We start from the raw sequence: 22904 nt of genomic DNA on the forward strand, positions 1-22904 counted from the left end.
TTGTTAGTGTTTGTCTGTGGAAAGCATTATCACTAACATATTGAGGCTGCCGCCTCAAAGGAGACCATCTTTCTCATTTTATCGGGTAATGACGAAGCGAAAGCAGGAACAGTCACCGACGGGAAAAGGGTTGTGTCGGTGTGGGGCAGAAACTTGGCCGCGCTGAACCGGTTCATGAACTCCTGGTTCACGTTGAGTTCCAGGTAGGTGATCCGGTTCCGGATGGCGGCGATCTCGGTGACCGGGTGGCGCGAGGAGAGGAGCAGGGCCGCGCCTTCAAGAGAGCTGTTGCCCAGCACCCTGAACCGTTCGATGGGCAGGTCGGGCAGCATGCCGATGGTGATGGCCGACCGGGGGTTGATCAAAGAGCCGAATGTGCCGGCCACGCAAAAGGTGTCGATGTCGGACAGGGCAAGCCCCACTGATGCGGTCAGGGTTTCCAGAATGGTGTACATGGCGGCCTTGGACCGGATGATGTTGTCAATGTCCGGCTGGGAAAACACAAGCGCCTGACCCGTGGCTGACTGGCCGGCCGGCACCACCACATAGGCCATGATCCCGTCGTCGGTTTCGATTCTGCCCGGCGCCTTTTCCGGCACCAGTTTTCCTCGAATATCCAGGATGCCGCCTGCAAAAAGATGGGCCACCAGGTCGATGAGGGCCGATCCGCAGATCGCCTTTGGCGCCGAGTGTTCAATGGTATCAAATGTTATATCGCCGGTGGCGGCATTAATGGCGATGGTGTCGATTACGCCGGGCCCGGCCTTGGCCCCGATTTTTGCCACACCGCCCTCCAGGGCCGGGCCGGCGGCGCCGGCGCAGGCAATGAGCCATTCGCGGTTGCCCAGCACCACCTCGGCATTGGTACCCACGTCCACCAGCAGGGAGGTGGCGTCGGACCGGTGCAGTTTTCCAAACAGGATGCCGGATATCAGGTCTCCGCCGAAGTAGCTTCCCACGCTGGGAAAGAAAAAGACCCGTGCCCTGGGGTTGGCGTCAATGCCCAGTTCAGCGGCCTTGACGATGCCGGGCGTGTTGACTGCCGGAATATAGGGCTCCCGGATGATCCAGCGCGGCGGCAGCTTTAAGAAAAGGTGGGTCATGGTGGTGTTACCGGACACGGCCAGCAGGTAGATATCTGTCGTACCGATCCCGGCCTGGTGGCACAACTCGCCGATGGCGCGGTTCAACCCGTCAATGATCAGGTCGCGGAGGTGGTCCAGCCCGCCGGGCCTGTCCGCGTAATGAATGCGGGTGAGAATGTCGTCGCCGATCGCGGTCTGGGGGTTTTCAAAAGAGGTTTCGGCCAGGACAGCCCCGGTTTCCAGGTTGATCAGCCGGGTCACCACCCGGGTGGTGCCCAGGTCCACGGCCAGGCCGGCGCAGGGCGGTTGTCCTTTCGGGTCGGTCACGTCAACCAGGTAAAACACGTTTCCGTCTGAAAAGAGAATACACCGGGCCTGGTAGCCCCACTGCCGCAGGCGGTCCGGCAGGTCCCGCAGCAGGCCGATTTCAGCAATGATGGTGTCGGTTTCCAGGCGGTTTCGCAACGCGGCCAGCAGTCGGTCGGCATCCGCGGTATTGTCCCGCAGGGAGGGCGGAACCAGAAAAATCTGTTCAACCCATGTCTGGTTTGCGTCGTTCATGATCAGTGGTGGTCGGCCGGAGCCGGGTCAGATGGTAAAGGTCATGTCGCAGCTCACCGCGACACAATCCAGGGGTTTGCCTGATTTTTTGATGATCTGATGACAGTCTTTGACAATGGCGTCCATTTGGTTGTCGGTGCGGTCCTGGTTCAGGTGAAAAAGGCCCAGCTGTTTGACGTCGGCGGCCAGGGCCAGGTCGATGACATCGGTATACACGGAGTGGCCCCAGTCGATCTGGGTGCCATACTCTTCGGGGATATATTCGGCGTCGTGGATCAGCAGGTCGGCGCCTTCGGAAAATTTCTGATAGGCCTCCTGGGAAAGTCCGCCGTCGTGAATAAAGCCCAGCTCATTGTCCGTGAGAAAAACAAAGGTTTTTCCTTCTTCGGTGAATTTGTAGCCCGATCCGCTTCCCGGATGGCTGAGTTTGATGGGCGTGATGGACACCGAACCGATTTCAAATCCGTTGGGGCAGCCCTTTTCAAAACTGATGTCCGCCTTCAGATCTGCGTAGCGAATGGGAAAGTGGGGCGGGGTCATGACCCGGGAGATCATTTTTTCCGCATAGTCTCCGGGAAAGGGACACCGGTAGGCGGTGATGCGGGTCTGGTGCATGTACAGGGGTTTAAAAAAAGGAAGCCCCATGAGGTGATCCCAGTGGGCGTGGGTAAAGATCAGGTGGTACTCAAACCGCTTTTCCGTTACCAGGCTTTTCCCCAGCCGCCTGATGCCGGTGCCGGCGTCGATGATGATAATATCGTCGCTCTTGGTGCGGATCTCAATGCAGGTGGTGTCTCCTCCGTACTTCACATACTCTTTTCCGGAAACCGGAATGGAACCGCGCGATCCCCAGGATTTTACGATCATAGCGCATGCCCTCGTTGTGTGGCGCCGGAAAAAACGCCTGTTTCCCGGACAGCAGATGGCGTGTTCGGGTCAGCCTGAAATTACCTTACCCAGCAATGTATACCAAATTCCATCACTATTCCACTGTTTTGTTATGGAAACCGGCATTTTTTCAAGCTGGTCCAGAACCATGCGGGCCGGGGTTCGGAGCAGGCCGGACAGAATAAAGCGGCGGCACCGCAAAAAACCGGGCCCGGCAAGAATGTGTTTCATGATGTCGTAGTGGATATTGGCCATCAGCAGATCCGCCGGTGCGCCGGCAAAGTCTGTCGCGTCGCCCTTGACAATGAGCACCCGGTCCTGGACCCTGTTCAGTCGCGTGTTCCGCAGGGCCGTCTGGGCGGCCAGAAAATTGATGTCCACCCCGACGATGGCCTCGGCCCCCAGCATGGCCGCGGCCACGGAAAGAATGCCCGTGCCGGTGCCCAGGTCAATCACCGTTTTCGGCCGAAGGTCCTGACCGGACCATGCCAGGTCAAGGGCTTCCAGGCAGTCGCTGGTGGTGGCATGGCATCCGCTGCCGAACACAACGCCGGGGTCCAGTACAAGGGTTCGGCCGGCCGGGTCCGGCGTTGCGCCGCTCCATGCCGGGTGGATGGAAAACCCGCCGGCCAGAATGGGAAAGTGGTCCACGGGCTGCCATTCGTCATAGGCCATATCAAAATGGTCCACCAGCGTCAGCTCCGGCCGGCTTTGTACAAAAGCCTCCACCTCCGGCGTGGTATCGGTCGAAAAAAAGAGAAAGGAGGTGCCGTCCTCTTCCCAGTTGCCGATAAACCGGTTATCAAACCCGGCGTCACGGGTATCGGCACGGCCCAGAACATAGTAGATGTGGAGCCGGTCGAGCCGGTCGCGGGGAGATGCGGTCGGTCTGGCATCAATGCCCAAGGGTCAGTCCGCTTCGGTCATGAGGCTGTCGAAAACGGCGTAGGCCTTTTGAATGGCCGGGTTGGTTTCCGGCAACTCAATGGTGGGCCGGCCGTTTAGGTCAAACTCATAGACCTGGTCGTCGGCGGGCAGGACCCCGGCCAGGGGAAGCCCGCTCTTTTCAATGATCTCCAGTACCTCTTTTGCCGGCTCCTGCCGGGCCTGGTTGATGATCAATACGCTTTTGCCCACGCCGATATTGAGGTTTTTTGCCAGGTCGTGAATCCGGATGGCCGCCTGAAGCCCCCGGCGGGAAGCGTCGGTGACGATCAGCAGCACGTCCACATCCTTGGTGGTGAGCCGGCTGATGTGTTCCATGCCGGCCTCGTTGTCTATTACGATATAGGGGTAGTTGTCCGTGAGCTTCTCAAGAAAATTGGTGAGCAGGGTGTTGGCCGCGCAGTAACACCCGGTACCTTCGGGCTGGCCCATGACCAGCAGGTCAAACCCGTCGGCCTCGGCAATGGCCTCTTCCATTTTCATGGAGATGAAAATATCCTTTGTCATGCCGGGCGGCACATGGCCTTTTTTCATCTCTTCCCGCGCGTTGCCCAGGGTGTCGGGCACGTCCAGGCCCAGCACCTCGTTGAGATTGGCGTTTGAATCCGCGTCCACGGCCAGTATGGGGATTTTTCCCCTGGCCATCAGATACTTGATCAGCATGCCGGCAACCGTTGTCTTTCCGGTGCCGCCTTTTCCTGCCAGTGCGATTGAAAATGCCATGATGAAACAAATCCTTTCTTATAAATAATATATTCTTTACTTACTATAATCACGCGGCTTCCGCAAGGGCGGAACCGTGTGGCATGAACCGTTTTCGGGGTGTCATGCGCAGAAATCATATCTGAAAATACTGATTTAACCTCACAATATGGTTTTGCATTCAGCCGTTTTGTGGTATGTATACCTGTTTTTAAAATCCAGACCATAATCATTTACGTATGGAGGCTTCGTGAAGGCACCTTATTTTTTTCTGGCAATTGTCGTGTCTCTGCTGGTGGTGTTCCCGGGATATGCCAGAGCGGTTCAACCCGGGCCCGCCTATATTTCAGACACCATCAAGATCACCATGAGAACCGGCCAGGGCATGGACAACAAGATTGTTTCCCTGCTTACCGTGGGGCAGGCCATTGAAGTGCTGGAGCCCGGCGACGAGTGGTCCCTCATTCGGGCCGCCAACGGCAAGGAGGGATGGATCCTTTCCAGCTTTATTTCCACCACCCCGCCCAACAGCATGGTTCTTAAGCAGGTGGAAACCCGCATGGCGGCGCTTTCCGAGCAGTGCGCGGGGCTGGAGGCGGAAAACGCGCGGCTGGCATCAGAAAACGCATCGCTGCAGGAGCGCCTGGCAGCCGGATCAGATGAAACCAGGGCGCAGATCGAGAACCTGACCCGTGAGAACCGACTGCTGCGTGACAGCCTGGGCCACCGGTTTATCAAGTGGTTTCTGGCCGGGGCCGGCGTCCTGTTGGCGGGCTTTTTCATTGGCTACCAGTCCAGGCGGGAGCGGAGTCGTCTTTATTAGACCGTTGACACGGGCAATACAGGAAGCAGCATGGAACATCAAACCGATTTTCTGGTAATCGGCAGCGGCATCGCCGGCCTGAAGTTCGCCTTAAAGGCGGCCGAAGCCGGCAGTGTCACCATTGTCACCAAAAAGGCGGTGGCGGACAGCAACACCAACCGTGCCCAGGGCGGCATTGCCGCTGTTACCGACGGCATCGATTCGTTTGACGCCCATATTCAGGACACCCTCTCTTCCGGGGATGGGCTCTGCAAGCGGGAGGTGGTGGAACATGTGGTGAAAAACGGGCCGGCCGCTATTCAGGAGCTGGTGGACCTGGGCATCAATTTCACCATGGCCGATAACGGCCAACATCTCGATCTGGGAAGGGAAGGGGGTCACTCCCACAACCGGATCGTCCATGCCCACGACCTGACCGGCAGGGAGATTGAGCAGGCCTTGGTGGCCCTGGTGCGCGAGCATCCCAACATTACCGTGTTAGAAGACCATATCGCCGTCGACCTGATTACCCATGCCACCCGGGTCAGATGGGGCCCGGTGGTCAAAACACAGAGCACTTACTGCTGCGGCGCCTACGTGTTGGACAGGGTCAATGATTACGTTAAGACCTTTCATGCCCGTATCACGTTGCTGGCCACCGGCGGCGCCGGAAAGGTCTATGCGTATACCAGCAACCCGGACATTGCCACCGGCGACGGCATTGCCATGGCCTACCGGGCCGGCTGCACCGTGGCCAACCTTGAGTTCATGCAGTTTCACCCCACCTGCCTGTATCACCCGGCGGCCAAGAACTATCTTATTTCAGAAGCGGTGCGCGGAGAAGGCGGCGTTCTGGTGGATTCCGCGGGCCATGCGTTCATGGAAAAGTATGATCCGGCCAGAGACCTGGCCTGCCGGGACGTGGTGGCCCGGGCCATTGACACGGAGATGAAACAGAGCGGCGATGACTGCGTGTTTCTGGACATCTCGCACAAGAACGCCGATTTTATTCGGACCCGGTTTCCCAATCTTTACGCCAACTGCCTGAAGTTCGGCATCGACATGACCAAAGAGCCGGTGCCGGTGGTGCCGGCGGCCCACTACATGTGCGGCGGCGTGGTCACCGACATGGCGGGGAAAACCGATATCGACCGGCTTTACGCGGTTGGAGAGACCGCCTGCACCGGACTGCACGGCGCCAACCGGCTGGCCAGCAACTCCCTGCTGGAAGCGGTGGTGTTTGCCGACAGCGCGGCAAAAGACGCCATCAATCGGCTGGCGGCTTTCCCCGCCACAAAAGAGGGAGAACTGCCCCTGTGGGACGAGGCCGGCACCACCGACAGCACCGAGGTCATCACCGTGTCGCACAACTGGGACGAGATTCGCCTGTTCATGTGGAACTACGTGGGCATTGTGCGTTCCGACAAGCGGCTCAAGCGGGCCAGAAACCGTATCGACCTGATCCAGGCGGAGATTCGGGAGTATTACTGGGATTTCCGCGTGACCTCCAACCTGATTGAGCTTCGTAATATCGCCACCGTGGGGGAGCTGATCATCCAGTGCGCCATGCTTCGCAAGGAGAGCCGGGGCCTGCACTACAACCTTGATTACGACTTCAAGGACGATGCCCGCTGGAACATGGATACCGTGATCAAGCGTCCCTATTCAGACCAGTAGTCTCTATTTTTTATACCCCACATAGAGGGTGGCGATGCCGAAGGTCAGGGGATGCCAGGCAATATCGGCAAATCCGGCCTGTTCCATCATCGTTGCAAACTCAGGCGAGGGGGGGAATCCCATTACCGAGGCGGGCAGGTACTGGTAGGCCCCCATGTTTTTCGACACCACCCAGCCGATCAGCGGCAGAATGCGCTTGAAATAGAAAAGATAGAGGCTTTTTAAAAACCCCTTTTGCGGCGTGGTGAGTTCCAGGACGGCCAGCACGCCGCCCTTTCTCAGGTGGCGGTAAAAGCCCTTCAGCGCGGCCGGCTTGTCCGCAATGTTGCGAATGCCAAAGGCAATGGTGATAGCGTCAAAGCTGTCGTCCCGAAACGGCAGAAAAAAGGCGTCCGCCGCCACCAGGTGAATCTGGTCCTTAAAAGGGGCCACTTTGTTTTTGCCCGCCGCCAGCATGGCGCAGGAAAAATCCGCCCCCCACACCGACAATTCGCCGGAACCTTGCCGCACCGCCTCAATGGCCACGTCGCCGGTGCCGCAGGCCACATCCAGCAGGGTCCGGACCCATGCACCGGGCCGCATCACCGCGGAGATCATTCGTTTTCGCCAGTACACGTCCCGCCGCAGGCTTAAGAAACGGTTGAGAAAGTCGTACCGGGGGGCAATGGCGTCAAACATGGTTTGAATGGCCGATGCGTGTTGTGCCTCATTTTGAACAGGGCCGGTCTTTTTCATTGACATCACCGATACAGGTATTACTTTATAGCGTTAAATTACACAGTGCTGCTTATCACAATAGCCCGGGCGGTACAAGCACCACAACGGCATCGGTCCTGAAAGGGAGAAAGATCGCACAAAGGTTATGGCTGTTAAAAGAGATTATTACGAGATCCTGGGTGTGGCGCGCGATGTTTCTGCAACAGAACTGAAAAAGCAGTATCGCAAAATCGCCTTAAAATGTCATCCCGATAAAAACCCCGGCAACAAGGAAGCGGAAGATCAGTTCAAAGAGGCCTCTGAGGCTTATGCCGTGCTCTGCGATCCGGAAAAACGCCAGATTTACGATCAGTACGGCCATGCCGGCCTGGAAGGGCTGGGAAACGGCCGGGGCGCCGGGTTTGATGACATCTTTTCCAGCTTCGGCGACATTTTTGAGGATTTTTTCGGCTTTGGCTCAGGCCGGCGGTCCCGCCGGGGGCCCCGAAAAGGGGAGGACCTGCGCTATGACCTGACCATCGATTTTCTGGAGGCCGCCTTTGGCAAACAGACCGAAATCGAACTCGAAAAGCTGGAGCCCTGCTCGGCCTGTGAGGGTACCGGATGCGCGGAAGGCACCCAGCCGGAAACCTGCCGCCACTGCGGCGGCACCGGCCAGGCCACCCGGTCCCAGGGTTTTTTCGTTGTCAAAACCACCTGCCCGGCATGCCGGGGCACCGGCCGAATGATCGCCTCGCCCTGTGCCAGGTGCCGGGGCAATGGCAGGGAGATGGTGAGAAAGACGGTTTCCCTGAAGATTCCGGCCGGCGTGGACACCGGCTCCCGGCTGCGGCTGTCCGGAGAAGGGGAGGCCGGTGATCCGGGGGGCCGGCCCGGCGACCTGTACGTGTTTATCAATGTCAGGCCCCACGAGTTTTTTCAGCGCAACAACAACGACGTGGTGTGCATCATGGAGATCTCCTTTGTTCAGGCGTCCCTGGGTGCCACTATTTCCGTGCCCACCCTGACCGGCGAAAGAGAACTTGAAATTCCCAAGGGCACCCAGTATGGTGATATCTTCCGGTTCAAGGGCGAGGGCATTGCCTCGCTTCGCAGCGGGAACCGGGGGGACCAGATCATCCAGGTAGAGATAAAAACCCCCACCCGGCTGAACAAGAAACAGGAGGAGCTGCTGACCGAATTTTCACGGCTGGAGTCGGACAAGATCGGCAACAAGCTGAAAAATCTTTTCAAGCGCAGGTAACCGGCGCAACGCAGAAATTGGACTTTTTACGAAGCCGTTTTCAAGGAGAATATATGTTTGAACTGACAGTCACCACCCACTTTGCCGCGGCCCACCAGTTGAAAATGGTGGCCCATAAATGCGAAAACCTTCACGGCCACAACTGGAAGGTGGAGGTGTGCGTGGCCGGCAGCGAGTTGGACCATGCCGGCCTGCTCATTGACTTTGGCGAACTCAAGCGCCATGTGGCCACTGTGATTGACGGACTGGACCACCGCTTTTTAAACGAGCTTGAGTACTTTAAAAACGGTAATCCCTCTTCGGAACACATTGCCGTTTATATCGCCGATCAACTGACCGGCATGCTTAAAGAGACGCGGGCAAAAATCTCCCGGGTCAAGGTGTGGGAGTCGGAGAATTCCTGCGCCACCTATATTCCCGATGCCCAGGGACAGCCGCTGTGATTGTCAGCCGATCCGGAGCCATCGCCCCCGGCCTGCACGTGGTGGGGCCCGCCGAGGTGCCGGTGTTCCTGCTGGACGGGGACCGGCCGGCCCTGGTGGATGCCGGTTTTGCCTGCCTGGCCGACACCTATGTCAATGATATTCAAAAGATCCTGAATGGCCGCCAGCCGGCCTACGCCCTGATCACCCACTCCCATTTCGATCACCTGGGCGCCGTCTCCTGGCTCAAAAAGGCCTTTCCGCAAATGGCAATCTGCGGCAGCCCGGGCATCGACCGCGTTATGGCGCGTTCCGGCGCCGTTGACGTGATGCGTATGCTCAGCGACGCGGCCCGGCAGACCATTGCCGCCGAAGGGGTGGACATGGACCATGCCCCGGTGTTTGAGCCCTTTGCCCTGGACCGGCCCCTTGCCGGGGGGGACCGCATCTCTCTTTCGGACGGCATGGATGTGGTGGTGTATGAAACACCGGGCCACACACGGGACTGCCTGAGTTATTACATTCCAGCCACCCGCACCCTGCTTGCCTCCGAGGCCGCGGGCATTCCCGATGCCACGGGATATGTGTTTATCGATTTTCTGGTGGACTACGATATCTACATGGATTCCCTGCAAAAGCTTTCTTGCCTGGACGTGGATGTGTTGTGTTTCGGCCACGGATACGTGTATACTGGCGACGATGCCGCCGCCTATTTCCCCAACGCCATGGCCTGCGCCGAGGCATTCTACGAGCGCACAAAACAGTGCCTGAAAGAAGAGGGCGGGGACATCGAATCGGTCAAGCAGCGGCTAAAGGCCTTTGAGTATGACGGCAAGCCCGAGCCCAAGCAGCCGGAACCGGCCTACCTGCTCAACCTGGCGGCCCGGATCCTGGCGGTGCAGCGGCGGGAGGCAGCCCTGGAAGAAGGGGGAAAATCGTGAGCGACCTGCGCGTGAGTCTCGGCTCCCTGTCGCTGGCCAACCCGGTGATGACCGCGTCCGGCACCTTTGGCTACGGCCGGGAGTTCTCGGACCTGCTGGATCTGAACCGGCTGGGCGGCATCGTGGTAAAAGGCCTTTCCCTAAAACCGTCCCCCGGTAATCCGCCGCCCCGGATCGTGGAGACCGCCTGCGGCATGCTCAATGCCATCGGCCTGGAAAACCTGGGCATTGACGCCTTTATCACGGAAAAGCTTCCCTTTATACAGACCTTGAAGTGCCCCTGTTTTGTCAACATCTACGGCCAGACCGTGGAGGACTACGCGGGACTTGCCGAGCGACTGGATGGCCTGAACGCCATTGCCGGTCTTGAAGTCAATATCTCCTGCCCCAATGTCAAGGCCGGGGGTATGGCCTTTGGTGTGGACCCGGCCAGTGCCGCCGAAGTGGTGCGCGCAGTGCGGGCGAAAACCGGCAAACACCTGATGGTCAAGCTCTCCCCCAACGTCTCCGACATTACCGCCATCGCGCAGAGCGTTGAAAATGCCGGCGCGGATTCCATCTCCCTGATCAACACCCTGGCCGGCATGGCTGTTGACATTCACACCCGCCGGCCCAAACTGGCCAACATCTTCGGCGGGCTTTCCGGCCCGGCCATCAAGCCCGTGGCCCTGAAAATGGTGTGGGAAACGGCCCGCAGGGTCAAGGTGCCGGTGGTGGGCATGGGCGGCATCATGACCGCCGAAGACGCCCTGGAGTTTCTTATCGCCGGGGCCACCGCCGTTCAGGTGGGCACTGCCAATTTTCTCAACCCCGGGGTGACCATGGAAATCCTTGACGGCATCGATGCTTTTCTGGACGCCAACCATATTCCGGCGGTGACCGACATCATCGGTACGCTGCAGACATGATGGCTGCACCAACCGCCTCACAAATCAATTTTGAAGGAATATGAGTCAAGAGCAGACTTGACCCCTTTATTTTATTTAAAGGAACGCTTATGAAGACCAATGATTCTATTCTGTTCAGTCCTGCGAAGATTGGTGGCATAACAATTAAGAACCGGTTTGTCCGTTCCGCAACATATGAGGGCGTCGCCAATGAAGACGGCACTGCAACCGAGGCTTATCTAAAAATCTATGAATTGCTGGCGCGGGGCCATACCGGGCTGATCATAACAGGCATGATATACACCGACATAAGCGGAAGAAGCTATCCCAAGCAAGCTGGCCTTCACAGTGATAAAACAATTGACCGTCTTTCGGAAGTGACTGAAGCGGTACACCAGCATGGATCAGCAATATTTGCTCAACTGGTCCATGGCGGGCGTCAGACCGAGGTGGGGGGGATACGCCCCAAGGCACCTTCTGCCACCAGGCCGGATTTAATATATCAGGTGTATCCCCGTGCCATGCATCACCAGGAAATTGTCGAAGCCGTAAAGGGGTTCGGGGAGGCGGCAAAAAGAGCCCGGAAAGCAGGGTTTGACGGTATTCAGATTCATGGTGCCCATGGTTATCTTGTAAGCCAATTCCTGTCCCCCTTTTTTAATCGGCGAAATGATGAATGGGGCGGCAGCCCGGAAAAAAGATTTCTTTTCCTGAAAAGGGTCTATGAGACGATACGGGAAGCTGTCGGGGCAGACTATCCGGTTATCGTGAAAATCAATGTGGACGACCATACGCCAAAGCCAGGTTTGTCCATCGAAGAAGTCGCCGGGCATATCAAGCGGCTGGTGGAAATGGGCATTGACGCAGTTGAGATCTCCTGCGGAACACTTTCCTTTTCCATGTTCAAACAGATCCGCGGCAATGTACCGGTCAGGGCATTTGCAAAAACAAAGCCGTTACCGATACAACCGGTTGCCAGGCTTGTGCTGAAAAATGCCTTTCCGGAAAAGCGATTCGCCTTTGAAGAAGCCTATAATCTTTGGGCCTGCCGTTACCTTAAAGCCTCCATGGGGAATGTCCCGCTCATTCTTGTCGGCGGGATGCGCAATTTTCAGGGAATGGGAAAAATAGTGGCGGAAGGTGAAGCGGATTTTATATCCATGTGCCGTCCATTTATCGCGCAGCCCATGCTCGTAAAGCAATGGGAGGAAGGTAATGAAAAGCCGCCTGTGTGCGTCAACTGCAATAACTGCCTGGGCGGCCTGGCATTGCAGGAGCCGTTACGTTGCAACCGGAACCGTGTATTTTAAAACAGAAGGGGCCGAAGCCCTTACTTTTTCCGGGCAATGATACGGGCTGTAAAGGGGTCTAATAAAGGGGTCTAAAGGGGTCAAGTCTGCTCTTGGCTCTTTTGGCTTTGAAGAATATGATAAGCAGATTGGGACGTCCTGGCTTCAACCGCACTGGGGTGCGGCGCTCCCGGAAAGAGCCAAAGGCTTCTCTAATATTATTTTTCGACCCTTACGGGAAGGCCGGAAAAAGCGGCAGTCCCGCTTAAATCAATTCGTTTGTTATCCGTGATATCGTTTATGCTGACACCGGGGTTCTTCGCGGCGACGCGCAAAGCCACGCCCGGCCTGTCATGACCCCAACCATGGGGCATGCTGACAACGCCCGGCATGACGCGATCGGTGACTTCAGCCTCGATGTTGATGCTGTCGATATTGGATGTTACCCGAACCGTATCACCGGATTTGATGGATCGGTTTTCCGCGTCTTTTGTATTGATCATAAGTGTGCAGCGGTTTGTACGATTTTTCATGGCAGGGTAGTTGTGAAACCAGGAGTTGTTGGACATCAGGTTGCGCCGGCTGATCAACAACAGGTCCGGTCCGTCTGCCGATGTTTTTACTGAAACCTGTTCCAGATGATCTTCGATGGTTTTCAATTCGTCTGTCAGGCGTTTCGGTGCCAGGTCGATTCTTTTGTTTTTTGTAAACAACCGATCCGGAAGGCGTGGCACCAAAGGCCCCAGGTCAATGCCATGCACGGCGCGTTTGACTTTTGACAGCGTCAAGCCTGACCCCAGAAAGTTTAACCCCGAACCATGCGGGCCGAAGCGCAACATGAGCCCGAGCAGCCTTTCCGGTTTTGCCAGTTTGAGTGCAAAACGCAAAAAGGGGTTGGAAACGAATCGCGCGCTCAGCTCGGAAAGAATTTCCCAATTGTGTCGTGTGCCCGGCTGCGGCTGGAACACCGGTTGTGAATAAGCGGCATAATTACGGGCTCCCGCGAGGTTGATCATGGTCATGAAGTTATGGTGTTCCAGGATGCAGGTCGGCGGCAGAATGATATGGGCATGTCGGGAGGACTCATGGATGTACCAGTCTATGGCGACCATGAAGTCCAGGTGCGCTAACGCCCTGTCCATCATGCGGCCGTTGGGCGCGCCAAGAACCGGATTGCCTGCAACGGTAAGCAGTGCCCTGACCCGGCCGTCGCCTTCGGTAAGAATTTCTTCGGCCAAAACCGATGCCGGAAATTCCCCGGCAAAGTCCGGCAATTTGCTGACCCGCGAATGATGCCGGCCCACATAACCCTTTTCATTCGCCCGGGCCGTAAAGTCAACCAGGTCAAGAGCGGGTGTGGGGAACATAAAACCGCCGGGCTGATCCATCTTGCCGGTAATGATATTAAACGCCAGTATCAGCCAGGTGGAAAGGGTGCCGTATGCCTGTACGCTGGTTCCCATTCGACCGTAGCAAACCGCTTTGTCGGCGCGGCAGAAATCTCTTGCCAGTTGGCGGATGTCCTCGGCACTGATACCGGTCATGCCGGCGGCTTTTTCCGGTGTAAAATTTTGGACAGCGGTTTTAAACGCCTCGATCCCGTCTGAAAAATCGCCCAGCCTGCCCGGTCTGTCCAAACCTTCTTCAAAAACGGTGTTGACCAATGCCGCCAGGAAATAGACATCCGTACCCGGACGGATGAACAGGTGTTGATCCGCCAGGGAGGCCGTTCTGGTTAACACCGGATCCACCACCACCACCTTACCCTGTCGCTTCTGAATACCCTTGATTCGCCGGGAAGCGCCGGAGGCTGTCATGATGCTGCCACCGGATACAGCCGGGTTGGCGCCGATAATCAGGAAAAAATCGGTCCGGTCGATATCCGGTACCGGGAACATAAGCTGATGTCCGAACATCAGGTAACAGCACATCATCAGGGGTAACTGATCAAGGGAGCTGGAAGAGTATCGATTTTTTGTTTTCAGGGTTTTTATAAGCATACCGATATAAAGCATGTTGCCATGATAATGAACATTGGGATTACCCATGAAAGTGGCCAGGGCATTGTCGCCGTGATGGCCGCGGATTTTTTTTATCTGCTGTTCGATTTCATCAAAGGCCTGGTTCCAGCTGATTTGCCGCCATTCGTTTCCGGTTCGCTTGACCGGGTACTTCAGGCGATCGGGGTCATTGTAGAGATCTTTAAGGGCGAGGGCTTTGGGGCAGATAAAACCGTTGGAATAGGTATTCTGACGGTCACCACGAATAGACTGGATCTCTTTGTCGCAGGTAATGATTTCCAGCCCGCATTCTGCTTCGCAGAGCGGACATGTTATGAAACGTGTTACTGTATCAGGCATCGTTCCTCACGGTTTAATTTATATAATAATATAGAGTAATTGCAACCAAGTCAATGGGGTGCGGCGCTCCTCTTGTGCTCACCGTTACCCATCCGGCGTCTGTAAACCTTTGATAATCATATAGGTGGCCGTCCCTTTGGCGATCAGGTGGCCGGCTTCATTACGGACATCGACATCGCCCAGTGCCGTCTGCCGTCCCTGGTGAACAATACAGGCTTCGGCGGTCAGGGCACCGTCCGTGAATGTACTGAGGTAATTGATTTTCATTTCTACAGTGACAAACTTGTCTTCCGGCGCCACAACCCCCAGCAGGGCCATGGCCACGGCCGAGTCTGCCAGGGAAAAAATGGCCCCGCCATGGGCGATGCCATAGGGATGGGTCAGTTTTTTATCAAACGGCAGATGGAGCTTGGCCCAGCCTTTTTTGATTTTCAAAAGTTCGATGCCCAGCAACGACCAATAGGGTGAACGGGTGGCCATGGTTTGCCGGATGGCGGCTTCAAATCCAGGCTCAAGATCAGAATGCGTGTTCATGAGAGGCCCTCTCTGCGTTGTGATGGCGGCTTTTCTTTTCTCCCGCAATCAGCCCGGCTGCCGTGAGGCCGCGAAAGTCAAGCCGGGACGGTGCCAGGGCATTGTCTGCCCTGGCGGTCATTGCCTGGCGGGGGTTGTTGCCTTCACCGTTGAAAATATCGGATATCCAGGCAAAATGGACATTATCTTTTACTATCAGATATGTTCAGAACAGAAAAGACCTTCCTTTGGAAATAGAGGGAAAACAATCAGGGTGGCGGATGCAATCAGAAAACGAGGGGCATAGAAAATGATTTCATGTTTTATAATGGGATTAAAAGTCGGGTTTGAATTTTCGTTTGGCATGGTTTATATCCATGGTTCAGAAATGATCCTTTTCATCATAAAGGCGAGTTCTTATCCATCATAAGGAGGAGAACACATGACGAATCCGTACGAAGACGCTTTTCAGCGCTCCATTACTGACCCGGAGGGGTTTTGGGGAGAAATTGCCCAGGATGTCCACTGGTATAAAAGGTGGGACCAGGTGCTGGACAGTTCCAATAAACCGCTTTACCGCTGGTTTGTGGGCGGAAAATTGAATACCTGTTACAATGCTCTGGATTATCATGTGGATGACCGGGGCAGGGGCGATCGAATCGCGCTGATTTACGACAGCCCGGTGACCCATACCATTCAAAAATATACATACGCCGAACTCCGTGACACCGTGGCACGGTTTGCCGGTGTCCTGGCCGGTCGGGGGGTGGGCAAGGGTGACCGGGTGGTGATCTATATGCCCATGATTCCCGAGGCGGCCATAGCCATGCTGGCCTGCGCCCGCATCGGTGCCATCCACTCGGTGGTGTTCGGCGGGTTTGCCGCCAAAGAGCTGGCGACCCGGATCAATGACTCTCAACCAAAGGTCGTTGTTTCCGCGTCGTGCGGGATCGAAGGCCAGCGAATTATCGCTTACAAACCGCTGCTGGACGAAGCCATCCAGATCGCATCCGCCAAACCGGAGCATTGTATTATTTTTCAGAGACCTCAGCAGGAAGCCGCGCTGGTCCACGGTCGGGATATTGAATGGAGCGCGGCCATGGCAGTTGCGTCAGCGGTGGATTGTGTCCCGGTGGCGGCCACCGATCCTTTGTATATTCTTTATACCTCCGGTACAACCGGTCAGCCCAAGGGGGTGGTCCGGGACAACGGCGGCCATGTGGTGGCCCTTAAGTGGACCATGAAAGCCATCTACGACGTTGATGAAGATGATGTCTGGTGGGCAGCCTCTGATGTTGGCTGGGTTGTCGGCCATTCTTATATCGTGTACGCCCCGCTTTTCAAGGGCTGCACCACGATATTGTTCGAGGGCAAGCCTGTCGGCACACCGGACGCCGGTGTCTTCTGGCGGATTATCTCCGAGCACAAGGTCAAGTGCATGTTTACCGCACCTACGGCCTATCGGGCCATCCGCCGGGAGGACCCTGACGCCAGGCTGATAAAAGACTACGACCTGTCGCATTTCAAGGCCCTTTTCCTGGCCGGTGAACGGTCTGACCCGGCCACCATTCAATGGTCGGAAAAGCACCTGGGCACGCCGGTCATCGACCACTGGTGGCAGACGGAAACCGGCTGGGCCATTGCGGCCAATTGCATGGGGCTTCATCGGTTTCCGGTCAAATATGGCTCTCCCACCAAGGCCGTGCCGGGCTGGGATGTCCGGGTTCTGGATGATGAAAACAGGGATCTGCCCGCGGGTACGATCGGTGCCCTTTCGGTAAAACTGCCGCTGCCGCCCGGCACCCTGCCCACCCTGTGGCAGAACGACCAACGGTATATAGAAGCCTACCTCACGGAATATCCGGGATATTACAAAACAGCGGATGCCGGCATGATCGACGAAGACGGTTATATTTATGTCATGAGCCGTACGGATGATATTATCAACGTGGCCGGTCACCGGTTATCCACCGGGGCCATGGAGGAAGTGCTGGCTGGCCTTCCAGACGTGGCCGAATGCGCTGTTCTGGGTGTGGAAGATGCCTTGAAAGGGCAGGTACCGGTTGGGTTTCTGGTTTTAAATGCTGCAACGGTCCGTGAGCCGAACGAAATTATTCAGGATGCTGTTCAGCAGGTACGCAAGCAGATCGGTCCGGTGGCCGCGTTTAAGATGGCCGCCATAGTTAAACGCCTGCCCAAGACCCGTTCCGGAAAGATCCTTCGCGGCACCATTCAGAAGATTGCCGATAACCGGGAATTTTCCATTCCGGCCACCATTGACGACCCTCAGATTATTGACGAGATCAAGGCATCTCTGGAGGCCCTGGGCCTGGCCGGGAAAAAGAAGTAGAATCAGCCGGTGCGGTACCGATAGCCACGCCGAAACGCCCAACAATTTTTATGAAGATGCGTTTGAAAAATGAAGAAAATTTCATTACCCTGATGCCGTTTTGCAAGATCAAAAAGGATCGGCTGGATCGTCAGCTGGGTTGGATCGTGGATCGGGGCCGGACCAAAGCAACAACATGAAACTAAAAAGATAAAAAGCCTGAAAACCGTGTTAAATACGGGGAGCACCGGCATTAATCGGTCCCCGGCTCTTTGAAAACGGCCCGGTCCTTGCCGTTTTCCTTGGCTTCATAAAGCGCGGCATCCGCCCTTGCAAGCAGCGCATCCGGGGATTCGCCCGGCTGGTAGGCGGCAATACCGATTGATGTGGTGATTCTCAAATCCGGGGAAATATCCGGCAGGCAAATATTCCGTGTGGCGGCCAGCAGCCGTTGGACACCACTTGCCCTGCTGTCCAGGCACTGGAAGTTGGAAAACACCACCATAAACTCCTCCCCACCATACCGTCCCACATAATCCGTGGCCCGTGTATTGTCTTTCAAGGCCCGGGCAAAGGACTGGAGCACCGCATCGCCGGCCTGATGACCGTAAGTGTCATTCATCTGCTTAAAATCGTCCAGGTCAAGCATGCACAGCGAAAACGGGGTACCCGCCCGGTCTGAAAAGGCTTTTTCCCTGCCCAGCACCTCGAAAATCTCTCTTCTGCTCAACACCCCGGTCAGGGCGTCATGAGTGGCAAGACGGGTGATGTGCCGCCGGAGCTTGGAGATGTAGTTGGCCATATAGGAAACCCAGACCAGGGCCATCATCAATATGACCCACCGCATGACCTCCAGCTGGGGATCAACCGCCCCGGGATCCGAAGAATGCAGCAACGCCATGGCCCCGGCATAAAGCCCGCCGGTTATGCCCGTAAGTACCAGCAAATCCTTCAGCCGGAGCCGGAAGGTGCCGAACATGAATGCCAGGATATAAAGAACCGAGGCGGTCCCGCGTATCCGGTCGACCATGTAGTAGGCAATAAGTGTGATAAACATAATGCCGCATAAAATCTGGAACAGTGTGAGGCTGGGGTCACGGAACCGTTCATTAATGCCTTTATACATCATCGTCAGTATGATGAGGTAGATACCCGACACCCCCGTCGTGATGATCAAAATAACGCTGAGTTCCAGATCCCGGGCATATCCTAAATGAACACCCAGGTAACATCCCGCACCGATGAACAGATAACTGGCAACAGCCATCAACGTCCGGCGTATTCGCAATGCCTGCCTGGTATCACCTTTTTGGAAAACGCTGATCATAATTTTATTCCCGGACTTTGATAAAAAATTAAAAAATCTGCCTGCGTGAAAACCGGTACCTGTAAAATTACTGTATTTTAAAAACGCAAAACAATCCAGCAGAAGTCAAAAAAGGGCGCTCGGCAACGACCGTCCGCCTTCGTCCGGTACCGGCCGGGCCCTGGCCCCCGGGGGAATTCAGGGCCGCTCTGTTTTTTCTGTTAACGCGGTGCCTGTTTTTTTGTCACGGACGGGTTTCGGTTTTGATCCCTTCATCGATTGCGATTTGGATAGGGCTGTGGGTATGAGACGGTTTATTGGCAGATGGTTTGATCCTCCGCCAGTGCCGGGTCTTCCAGGATGCGAATCGACTTCAGGTCAAACCTCTTTTTCAGGCGGGCAAGGTTGGCGTTTTTCTGGCCCCGCAGAGCAGAAGCCTGGCGGGGATGAATTGCCAGTGTCAGGTCGGCGCCGGGAGAGATCTGCCGGTCGGCGATAAGAGACGAAACCCGGTCAAACAGGATTTCCGAGCGCACCAGGTGGCCAAAGGCCGGGTGATAGGGGCCGGCCAGCAGGGTGGCACTGTCGGCCAGTTCTTCGGAAGGCTGAAGCCCCATGCGGATCACGGTGATCCCCTGACTTTCCAGTGTCAGGCACATGGTCGTGGCAACGGCCACGGCCGCATCAAGGGTCTGGGGCATATATTCTCCCTGCCGGTAGTGCCGGGCCAGGGGGCTTCCCGTGATCACCAGGGTGGGGTAAATTCTGGCAAAATCAGGTTTAAGGACCGCCACCTTTTTGGCGGTTTCAATGGAAACCCGGCCGTCGTCACCGGGAAGCCCGGTCATGAGCTGTGCCCCGGTTTCGTATCCGGCCTGCTTTAAAAGCAGAAGGGCGGCTGTGGACTGTTCGGCGGTGTGGCCCCGCCTTGCCTTTTCAAGCACCCGGTCATCCATGGACTGCACCCCCACCTCGACCGTGGTCACCGGATAGTCTTTCAGCAGGTCAAGGTTTTTTTGGGTGATGGTGTCGGGCCGGGTGGAAAAACGGATAGCCTGGACCAGGCCCTGATCGACAAAAGCAGAAGCCGCATGGAGCATCTGCGTAAGGGATTCTCTTTCAAGACCGAGAAAGTTGCCCCCGTAAAACGCGATCTGCGCATGGCCCCGGTTGTCGCCCCTGTATTGCAGATAACGGTGTACATGGTCGTGCAGATCGTCGGCGGTCAGCGATGCTTTTTGTCCGGTGATGGCGTCCTGGTCGCAGAACACGCACCGGTGGGGGCATCCTGCGTGGGGGAGAAAAACCGGAACAATAAAGGGCCGCTGCCCTGTGGTCATGGGAGGGGTTCCCCTTTGATCAGGGCCAGGGCCTTGTGGGCCGCATCCTGCTGGGCCGTTTTTTTGTTTTTCCCGGATCCTTCGGCCTGAATGTCGCCGGCGGAAACCCGGCAGTGGAAGGTCTTGTCGTGGTCCGGCCCGGTTTCGTCAATGATTTCATAAGTCGGGGCCTTGCCGTCAGTGGCCTGGGTCAGCTCCTGAAGCAGGCTCTTGTAGTTCCGGTTCATGTCCAGGGCCGCCAGGGCCTCGATATCGTTTTCAAACTTGTGCCGCACCACGGCCATCACCGCGTCAAAACCGCCGTCCAGATAAATGGCGCCCAGCAGTGCCTCAACCGCGTTGGCCAGAATGGAGTCCTTGTTCCGGCCATTGGTCTGCTCTTCTCCTTTGCCCAGCAGAACATATTCCCCCAGGTTCATGGAACGGCCGATATCCGCCAGCCAGCCGGCATTGACCAGACCGGCCCGTGTCTGGGAGAGGTCCCCCTCGGAGAGCTCGGGAAACCGGGCCATCAGCAGGTGGCCGATGCACAGGGAGAGGGCAGCGTCTCCGAGAAATTCAAGGCGCTCGTTGTCCTCCATGGCGGGGTCGGCCTGTTCATTCACATAGGAGCTGTGCCGAAGGGCCTTTGCCAGCAGGCCGGTGTCGGTGAACCGGTACACCAGGTGTTGTTCGAGCAGTGTGGTGTTCATACGCGAAGTAAGGACTTATAGTTGATGCCGGGTAACGGCGATCAGTTTTTCATAGAGTTCATAATCGACGTAAAAATTTCCCGTGGCCTTGCCAAGGGCGACTTCACTGTTCAGGTCCCCGTGAAAATCGGTGCCCCCGGTGATCAGCAGATTGTAGCGCCGGGCAAGGTCTTTGTAAAACGCGGTCTGTTTTTTCGTGTGCTGGGGATAGAGGGCCTCAATTCCCTGCATGCCCATGTCCACAAGCGTACTCACCAGCGATTCCAATGCTTTGTCATCCGGTGTGTCAACAAGAAAGGGATGGGCCAGAACCGCCACCCCGCCGGCCTGACGAATAAGGGCGATGGCCCTGTCACAGGGAATTCGCTCTTTATCCACGTAGGCGGGCTTATTCTTTCCCAGGTAGCGGTCAAAGGCCTCACGAATGGATCGGACCACGCCCCGGGCTTTCATGGCCTGGGCGATATGGGCCCGGCCCACCTGGCCGCCGCCGGCAAAGGCGGCTGTTTCGGCCATTGAAATATCCATGCCCAGCCGGTTGAGCTGTTCAAGAATCTTTGGGGTGCGCTGGTTTCTGGCTGTCTGGAGCCTTTCCAGGCCATGGTTCAGGGCTGTGTCATGAATATCGATATCATAACCCAGAACGTGAAGGCTTCCGGAAAGGGAGCATGACGCGGGGTAGGCGGCGCTGATCTCCACGCCGGTTAAAAACTTCAGGGAAGCGGGCAGGGCGGCTTCAAGCACCGGCCTGCACCCCGCCACCGTGTCATGGTCGGTGATGGAAAGGGCTGCCAGGCCGGCCTGCTCCGATTTTTTTACAATTTCAAGAGGCGTCAGTGTGCCGTCCGACGCTGTGGAATGAACATGGAGGTCGATTCGCCGTGTTTCTCTACAGGCCAAGAACCTTCTCCATCTCCTCCTCTTTGGTCTTGCACTTGATGCACTGGGTGGTGACCGGCCGTGCCTTCAGCCGTTCCACGCCGATCTCTTCCTCGCAGGATTCACAGACGCCAAAGGTCCCGTTTTCGATTCGTTCCAGGGCCTTTTTGATTTTTTTGATCAGCTTGTGCTCCCTGTCCCGTATCCGCAGCGTGAAGTTGCGCTCGGATTCGTGCGATGCCCGGTCCGTTGGGTCCGGAAAGGTCTCTTCGTCACTGGTCATGTCGGATACCGTACCATCGGCCTGCTCCAGCAGCTCGTTCAACCGTTTGGTAAGAAGTTCCTTGAAGTAGTCGACATCTTTTTTCTTCATGCTCTGCACCCCTGCACAAAATGGATTTGGATACAAAATGGGTTTTTATACCAGACCCGTTTTTCAATGTAAAGTCTTTTGAAGATCTCTTTTGAAAGGCGAACACCGGTGGCGCCGGGCAATGCGGTGCATCTTCTGTTTTCTTTAGGAAAATCGCTGTTTATGCAGTAAAATACCATGTAAAAAAAGGTCGAAGAATAATGAATGTGTTGAAAAAAGAGCATATTGCCAAACAAACCACCTGTGCCCGGTGCGGTATCTGCTGTGAAAAAGGGGGACCGGCCTTTCATGGGTGTGACCGGCCGATTCTGGAAAGCGGACGCATCGTCCTGGCCGATCTTTACACCCTTCGCAAGGGGGAGCCTGTTTTTGACAATGTGGCCAACCGGCCAGACACCGCGCCAACGGACATTCTCAAGATCAGAAGCGCAAACGGGATGTCGGCCTGCCTTTTTTATCAGCGGGCGGACCGGTCCTGCGGCGTGTATGCGGACCGGCCCCTGGAGTGCCGTGTGCTGGAGTGCTGGAACCCGGACGGCATGGCCGCTATTTACCAGGAAGATCGGCTTGCAAGAAAAGACCTGATTTCCGGTCTTTCGGACCTGTGGGAGATGGTGCTGGCCCACGAAGAGGTGTGCGCCTATGCGCGGCTTTCCCAATCGGTAAAAGAAAAAAACTGGGAAGCGGTGGCTTACTGCATTCGGTACGATTTCCAGGTGCGGCGCCTGATGGTGGAAAAGGGGAACATGGATGACCGCCTTTTTGATTTTCTGTTCGGCATGCCCCTTACCGTCACCCTGCAGCGTTATGGCCTTTCACCGCAGCAGATAAGGAATATGGTCGAAGGGTAAAATATTTTTTAATTGCAATGATTTATCAGTAGTGAGGCGGCTTTTATGCTTTCGGGGAGTCCGGGTGGGGACAAGGGTGTCGAAGAAGATCAAGAGTAAGTG

The 22904-nt window shown here is 56.3% G+C and carries 21 protein-coding genes; 9 read left to right on the forward strand and 12 right to left on the reverse strand.

The window, feature by feature from the left end:
• Window positions 1–32: 32 nt before the first annotated feature.
• The 4 genes from DOLE_RS07640 to DOLE_RS07655 form a co-directional block, all read right to left on the reverse strand.
• Window positions 33–1646: an ASKHA domain-containing protein gene (locus tag DOLE_RS07640; RefSeq protein ID WP_012174905.1), complete on the reverse strand. Its 1614-nt coding sequence runs from the start codon at window positions 1644–1646 to the stop codon at window positions 33–35.
• 27 nt (window positions 1647–1673) lie between these two features.
• The gene (locus DOLE_RS07645; protein WP_012174906.1) at window positions 1674–2513 is read right to left on the reverse strand and encodes an MBL fold metallo-hydrolase; all 840 of its coding nucleotides are present in this window, start codon (window positions 2511–2513) and stop codon (window positions 1674–1676) included.
• Window positions 2514–2582: 69 nt separating this feature from the next.
• Window positions 2583–3440 (reverse strand): 50S ribosomal protein L11 methyltransferase, encoded by an 858-nt coding sequence (locus DOLE_RS17265; protein WP_012174907.1) that lies wholly within the window; start codon window positions 3438–3440, stop codon window positions 2583–2585.
• A gap of 3 nt (window positions 3441–3443) precedes the next feature.
• Window positions 3444–4202: an ATP-binding protein gene (locus DOLE_RS07655; protein ID WP_012174908.1), complete on the reverse strand. Its 759-nt coding sequence runs from the start codon at window positions 4200–4202 to the stop codon at window positions 3444–3446.
• A gap of 229 nt (window positions 4203–4431) precedes the next feature.
• Here DOLE_RS07655 and DOLE_RS07660 point away from each other — a divergent pair, with 229 nt between their 5' ends.
• A complete protein-coding gene (locus tag DOLE_RS07660) occupies window positions 4432–5004 on the forward strand; it encodes a TIGR04211 family SH3 domain-containing protein (RefSeq protein WP_012174909.1) in 573 nt (190 codons plus the stop codon).
• Between the two features lie 30 nt (window positions 5005–5034).
• Entirely contained in the window at window positions 5035–6660 is a 1626-nt protein-coding gene (gene nadB, locus DOLE_RS07665; RefSeq protein WP_012174910.1) for an L-aspartate oxidase, read from the forward strand.
• A gap of 3 nt (window positions 6661–6663) precedes the next feature.
• On the opposite strand, the gene ubiE is transcribed toward nadB, so the two are convergent.
• Window positions 6664–7395, reverse strand: a complete 732-nt coding sequence (ubiE, locus tag DOLE_RS07670; protein WP_012174911.1) for a bifunctional demethylmenaquinone methyltransferase/2-methoxy-6-polyprenyl-1,4-benzoquinol methylase UbiE — start codon at window positions 7393–7395, stop codon at window positions 6664–6666.
• A gap of 127 nt (window positions 7396–7522) precedes the next feature.
• Between ubiE and dnaJ the strand changes: the two genes are divergently transcribed.
• The 5 genes from dnaJ (at window position 7523) to DOLE_RS07695 (ending at window position 12180) form a co-directional block, all read left to right on the forward strand.
• Entirely contained in the window at window positions 7523–8620 is a 1098-nt protein-coding gene (dnaJ, locus tag DOLE_RS07675) for a molecular chaperone DnaJ (RefSeq protein ID WP_012174912.1), read from the forward strand.
• 53 nt (window positions 8621–8673) lie between these two features.
• Window positions 8674–9063, forward strand: a complete 390-nt coding sequence (gene queD, locus DOLE_RS07680; protein WP_012174913.1) for a 6-carboxytetrahydropterin synthase QueD — start codon at window positions 8674–8676, stop codon at window positions 9061–9063.
• Window positions 9060–9983 carry an MBL fold metallo-hydrolase gene (locus DOLE_RS07685; protein ID WP_012174914.1) on the forward strand — a complete coding sequence of 308 codons (924 nt, stop codon included), beginning with the start codon at window positions 9060–9062 and terminating at the stop codon, window positions 9981–9983. Before queD ends, DOLE_RS07685 begins: the two co-directional genes overlap by 4 nt.
• Window positions 9980–10891, forward strand: coding sequence for a dihydroorotate dehydrogenase (locus DOLE_RS07690; protein ID WP_012174915.1), 912 nt, complete (start codon window positions 9980–9982; stop codon window positions 10889–10891). Before DOLE_RS07685 ends, DOLE_RS07690 begins: the two co-directional genes overlap by 4 nt.
• Before the next feature lie 89 nt (window positions 10892–10980).
• Window positions 10981–12180, forward strand: a complete 1200-nt coding sequence (locus tag DOLE_RS07695; RefSeq protein WP_012174916.1) for an oxidoreductase — start codon at window positions 10981–10983, stop codon at window positions 12178–12180.
• A 197-nt stretch (window positions 12181–12377) separates the two neighbouring features.
• Here the strand turns inward: DOLE_RS07695 and DOLE_RS07700 are convergent, their stop codons facing one another.
• Together DOLE_RS07700 and DOLE_RS07705 are read right to left on the reverse strand one after the other, a co-directional pair.
• The gene (locus tag DOLE_RS07700; RefSeq protein ID WP_012174917.1) at window positions 12378–14519 is read right to left on the reverse strand and encodes a molybdopterin-dependent oxidoreductase; all 2142 of its coding nucleotides are present in this window, start codon (window positions 14517–14519) and stop codon (window positions 12378–12380) included.
• Between the two features lie 84 nt (window positions 14520–14603).
• Complete coding sequence (locus DOLE_RS07705) at window positions 14604–15053, reverse strand: PaaI family thioesterase (protein ID WP_012174918.1); 450 nt, start codon at window positions 15051–15053, stop codon at window positions 14604–14606.
• Between the two features lie 421 nt (window positions 15054–15474).
• Between DOLE_RS07705 and DOLE_RS07710 the strand changes: the two genes are divergently transcribed.
• Window positions 15475–17382: a propionyl-CoA synthetase gene (locus DOLE_RS07710; protein WP_012174919.1), complete on the forward strand. Its 1908-nt coding sequence runs from the start codon at window positions 15475–15477 to the stop codon at window positions 17380–17382.
• A 232-nt stretch (window positions 17383–17614) separates the two neighbouring features.
• Here DOLE_RS07710 and DOLE_RS07715 read toward each other — a convergent pair whose 3' ends face one another.
• The 5 genes from DOLE_RS07715 to dksA all read right to left on the reverse strand — a co-directional run bounded on the left by DOLE_RS07715 (window position 17615) and on the right by dksA (window position 21951).
• The gene (locus DOLE_RS07715; RefSeq protein WP_012174920.1) at window positions 17615–18688 is read right to left on the reverse strand and encodes a GGDEF domain-containing protein; all 1074 of its coding nucleotides are present in this window, start codon (window positions 18686–18688) and stop codon (window positions 17615–17617) included.
• A 293-nt stretch (window positions 18689–18981) separates the two neighbouring features.
• Entirely contained in the window at window positions 18982–20007 is a 1026-nt protein-coding gene (locus tag DOLE_RS07720) for an elongator complex protein 3 (RefSeq protein ID WP_012174921.1), read from the reverse strand.
• Window positions 20004–20699 carry a ribonuclease III gene (gene rnc, locus DOLE_RS07725; RefSeq protein WP_012174922.1) on the reverse strand — a complete coding sequence of 232 codons (696 nt, stop codon included), beginning with the start codon at window positions 20697–20699 and terminating at the stop codon, window positions 20004–20006. The genes DOLE_RS07720 and rnc overlap by 4 nt, the downstream gene beginning before the upstream one ends.
• Window positions 20700–20714: 15 nt before the next feature.
• Complete coding sequence (locus DOLE_RS07730) at window positions 20715–21599, reverse strand: PHP domain-containing protein (protein WP_012174923.1); 885 nt, start codon at window positions 21597–21599, stop codon at window positions 20715–20717.
• Window positions 21589–21951 (reverse strand): RNA polymerase-binding protein DksA, encoded by a 363-nt coding sequence (gene dksA / locus DOLE_RS07735; protein WP_012174924.1) that lies wholly within the window; start codon window positions 21949–21951, stop codon window positions 21589–21591. The genes DOLE_RS07730 and dksA overlap by 11 nt, the downstream gene beginning before the upstream one ends.
• Window positions 21952–22151: 200 nt before the next feature.
• Between dksA and DOLE_RS17270 the strand changes: the two genes are divergently transcribed.
• On the forward strand, window positions 22152–22802 hold the full coding sequence (locus DOLE_RS17270; protein WP_012174925.1) for a YkgJ family cysteine cluster protein: 651 nt from the start codon (window positions 22152–22154) through the stop codon (window positions 22800–22802).
• Window positions 22803–22904: the final 102 nt, after the last annotated feature.

Source organism: Desulfosudis oleivorans Hxd3 (assembly GCF_000018405.1).
GTDB classification, from domain to species: domain Bacteria; phylum Desulfobacterota; class Desulfobacteria; order Desulfobacterales; family Desulfosudaceae; genus Desulfosudis; species Desulfosudis oleivorans.

Coding starts and splice junctions, on each gene's coding strand:
- DOLE_RS07640 (WP_012174905.1), bottom strand. CDS start 1,646: ATGAACGACGCAAACCAGACATGGGTTGAACAGATTTTTCTGGTTCCG.
- DOLE_RS07645 (WP_012174906.1), bottom strand. CDS start 2,513: ATGATCGTAAAATCCTGGGGATCGCGCGGTTCCATTCCGGTTTCCGGA.
- DOLE_RS07655 (WP_012174908.1), bottom strand. CDS start 4,202: ATGGCATTTTCAATCGCACTGGCAGGAAAAGGCGGCACCGGAAAGACA.
- nadB (WP_012174910.1), top strand. CDS start 5,035: ATGGAACATCAAACCGATTTTCTGGTAATCGGCAGCGGCATCGCCGGC.
- ubiE (WP_012174911.1), bottom strand. CDS start 7,395: ATGAAAAAGACCGGCCCTGTTCAAAATGAGGCACAACACGCATCGGCC.
- dnaJ (WP_012174912.1), top strand. CDS start 7,523: ATGGCTGTTAAAAGAGATTATTACGAGATCCTGGGTGTGGCGCGCGAT.
- queD (WP_012174913.1), top strand. CDS start 8,674: ATGTTTGAACTGACAGTCACCACCCACTTTGCCGCGGCCCACCAGTTG.
- DOLE_RS07695 (WP_012174916.1), top strand. CDS start 10,981: ATGAAGACCAATGATTCTATTCTGTTCAGTCCTGCGAAGATTGGTGGC.
- DOLE_RS07700 (WP_012174917.1), bottom strand. CDS start 14,519: ATGCCTGATACAGTAACACGTTTCATAACATGTCCGCTCTGCGAAGCA.
- DOLE_RS07705 (WP_012174918.1), bottom strand. CDS start 15,053: ATGAACACGCATTCTGATCTTGAGCCTGGATTTGAAGCCGCCATCCGG.
- DOLE_RS07710 (WP_012174919.1), top strand. CDS start 15,475: ATGACGAATCCGTACGAAGACGCTTTTCAGCGCTCCATTACTGACCCG.
- DOLE_RS07715 (WP_012174920.1), bottom strand. CDS start 18,688: ATGATCAGCGTTTTCCAAAAAGGTGATACCAGGCAGGCATTGCGAATA.
- DOLE_RS07720 (WP_012174921.1), bottom strand. CDS start 20,007: ATGACCACAGGGCAGCGGCCCTTTATTGTTCCGGTTTTTCTCCCCCAC.
- rnc (WP_012174922.1), bottom strand. CDS start 20,699: ATGAACACCACACTGCTCGAACAACACCTGGTGTACCGGTTCACCGAC.
- dksA (WP_012174924.1), bottom strand. CDS start 21,951: ATGAAGAAAAAAGATGTCGACTACTTCAAGGAACTTCTTACCAAACGG.
- DOLE_RS17270 (WP_012174925.1), top strand. CDS start 22,152: ATGAATGTGTTGAAAAAAGAGCATATTGCCAAACAAACCACCTGTGCC.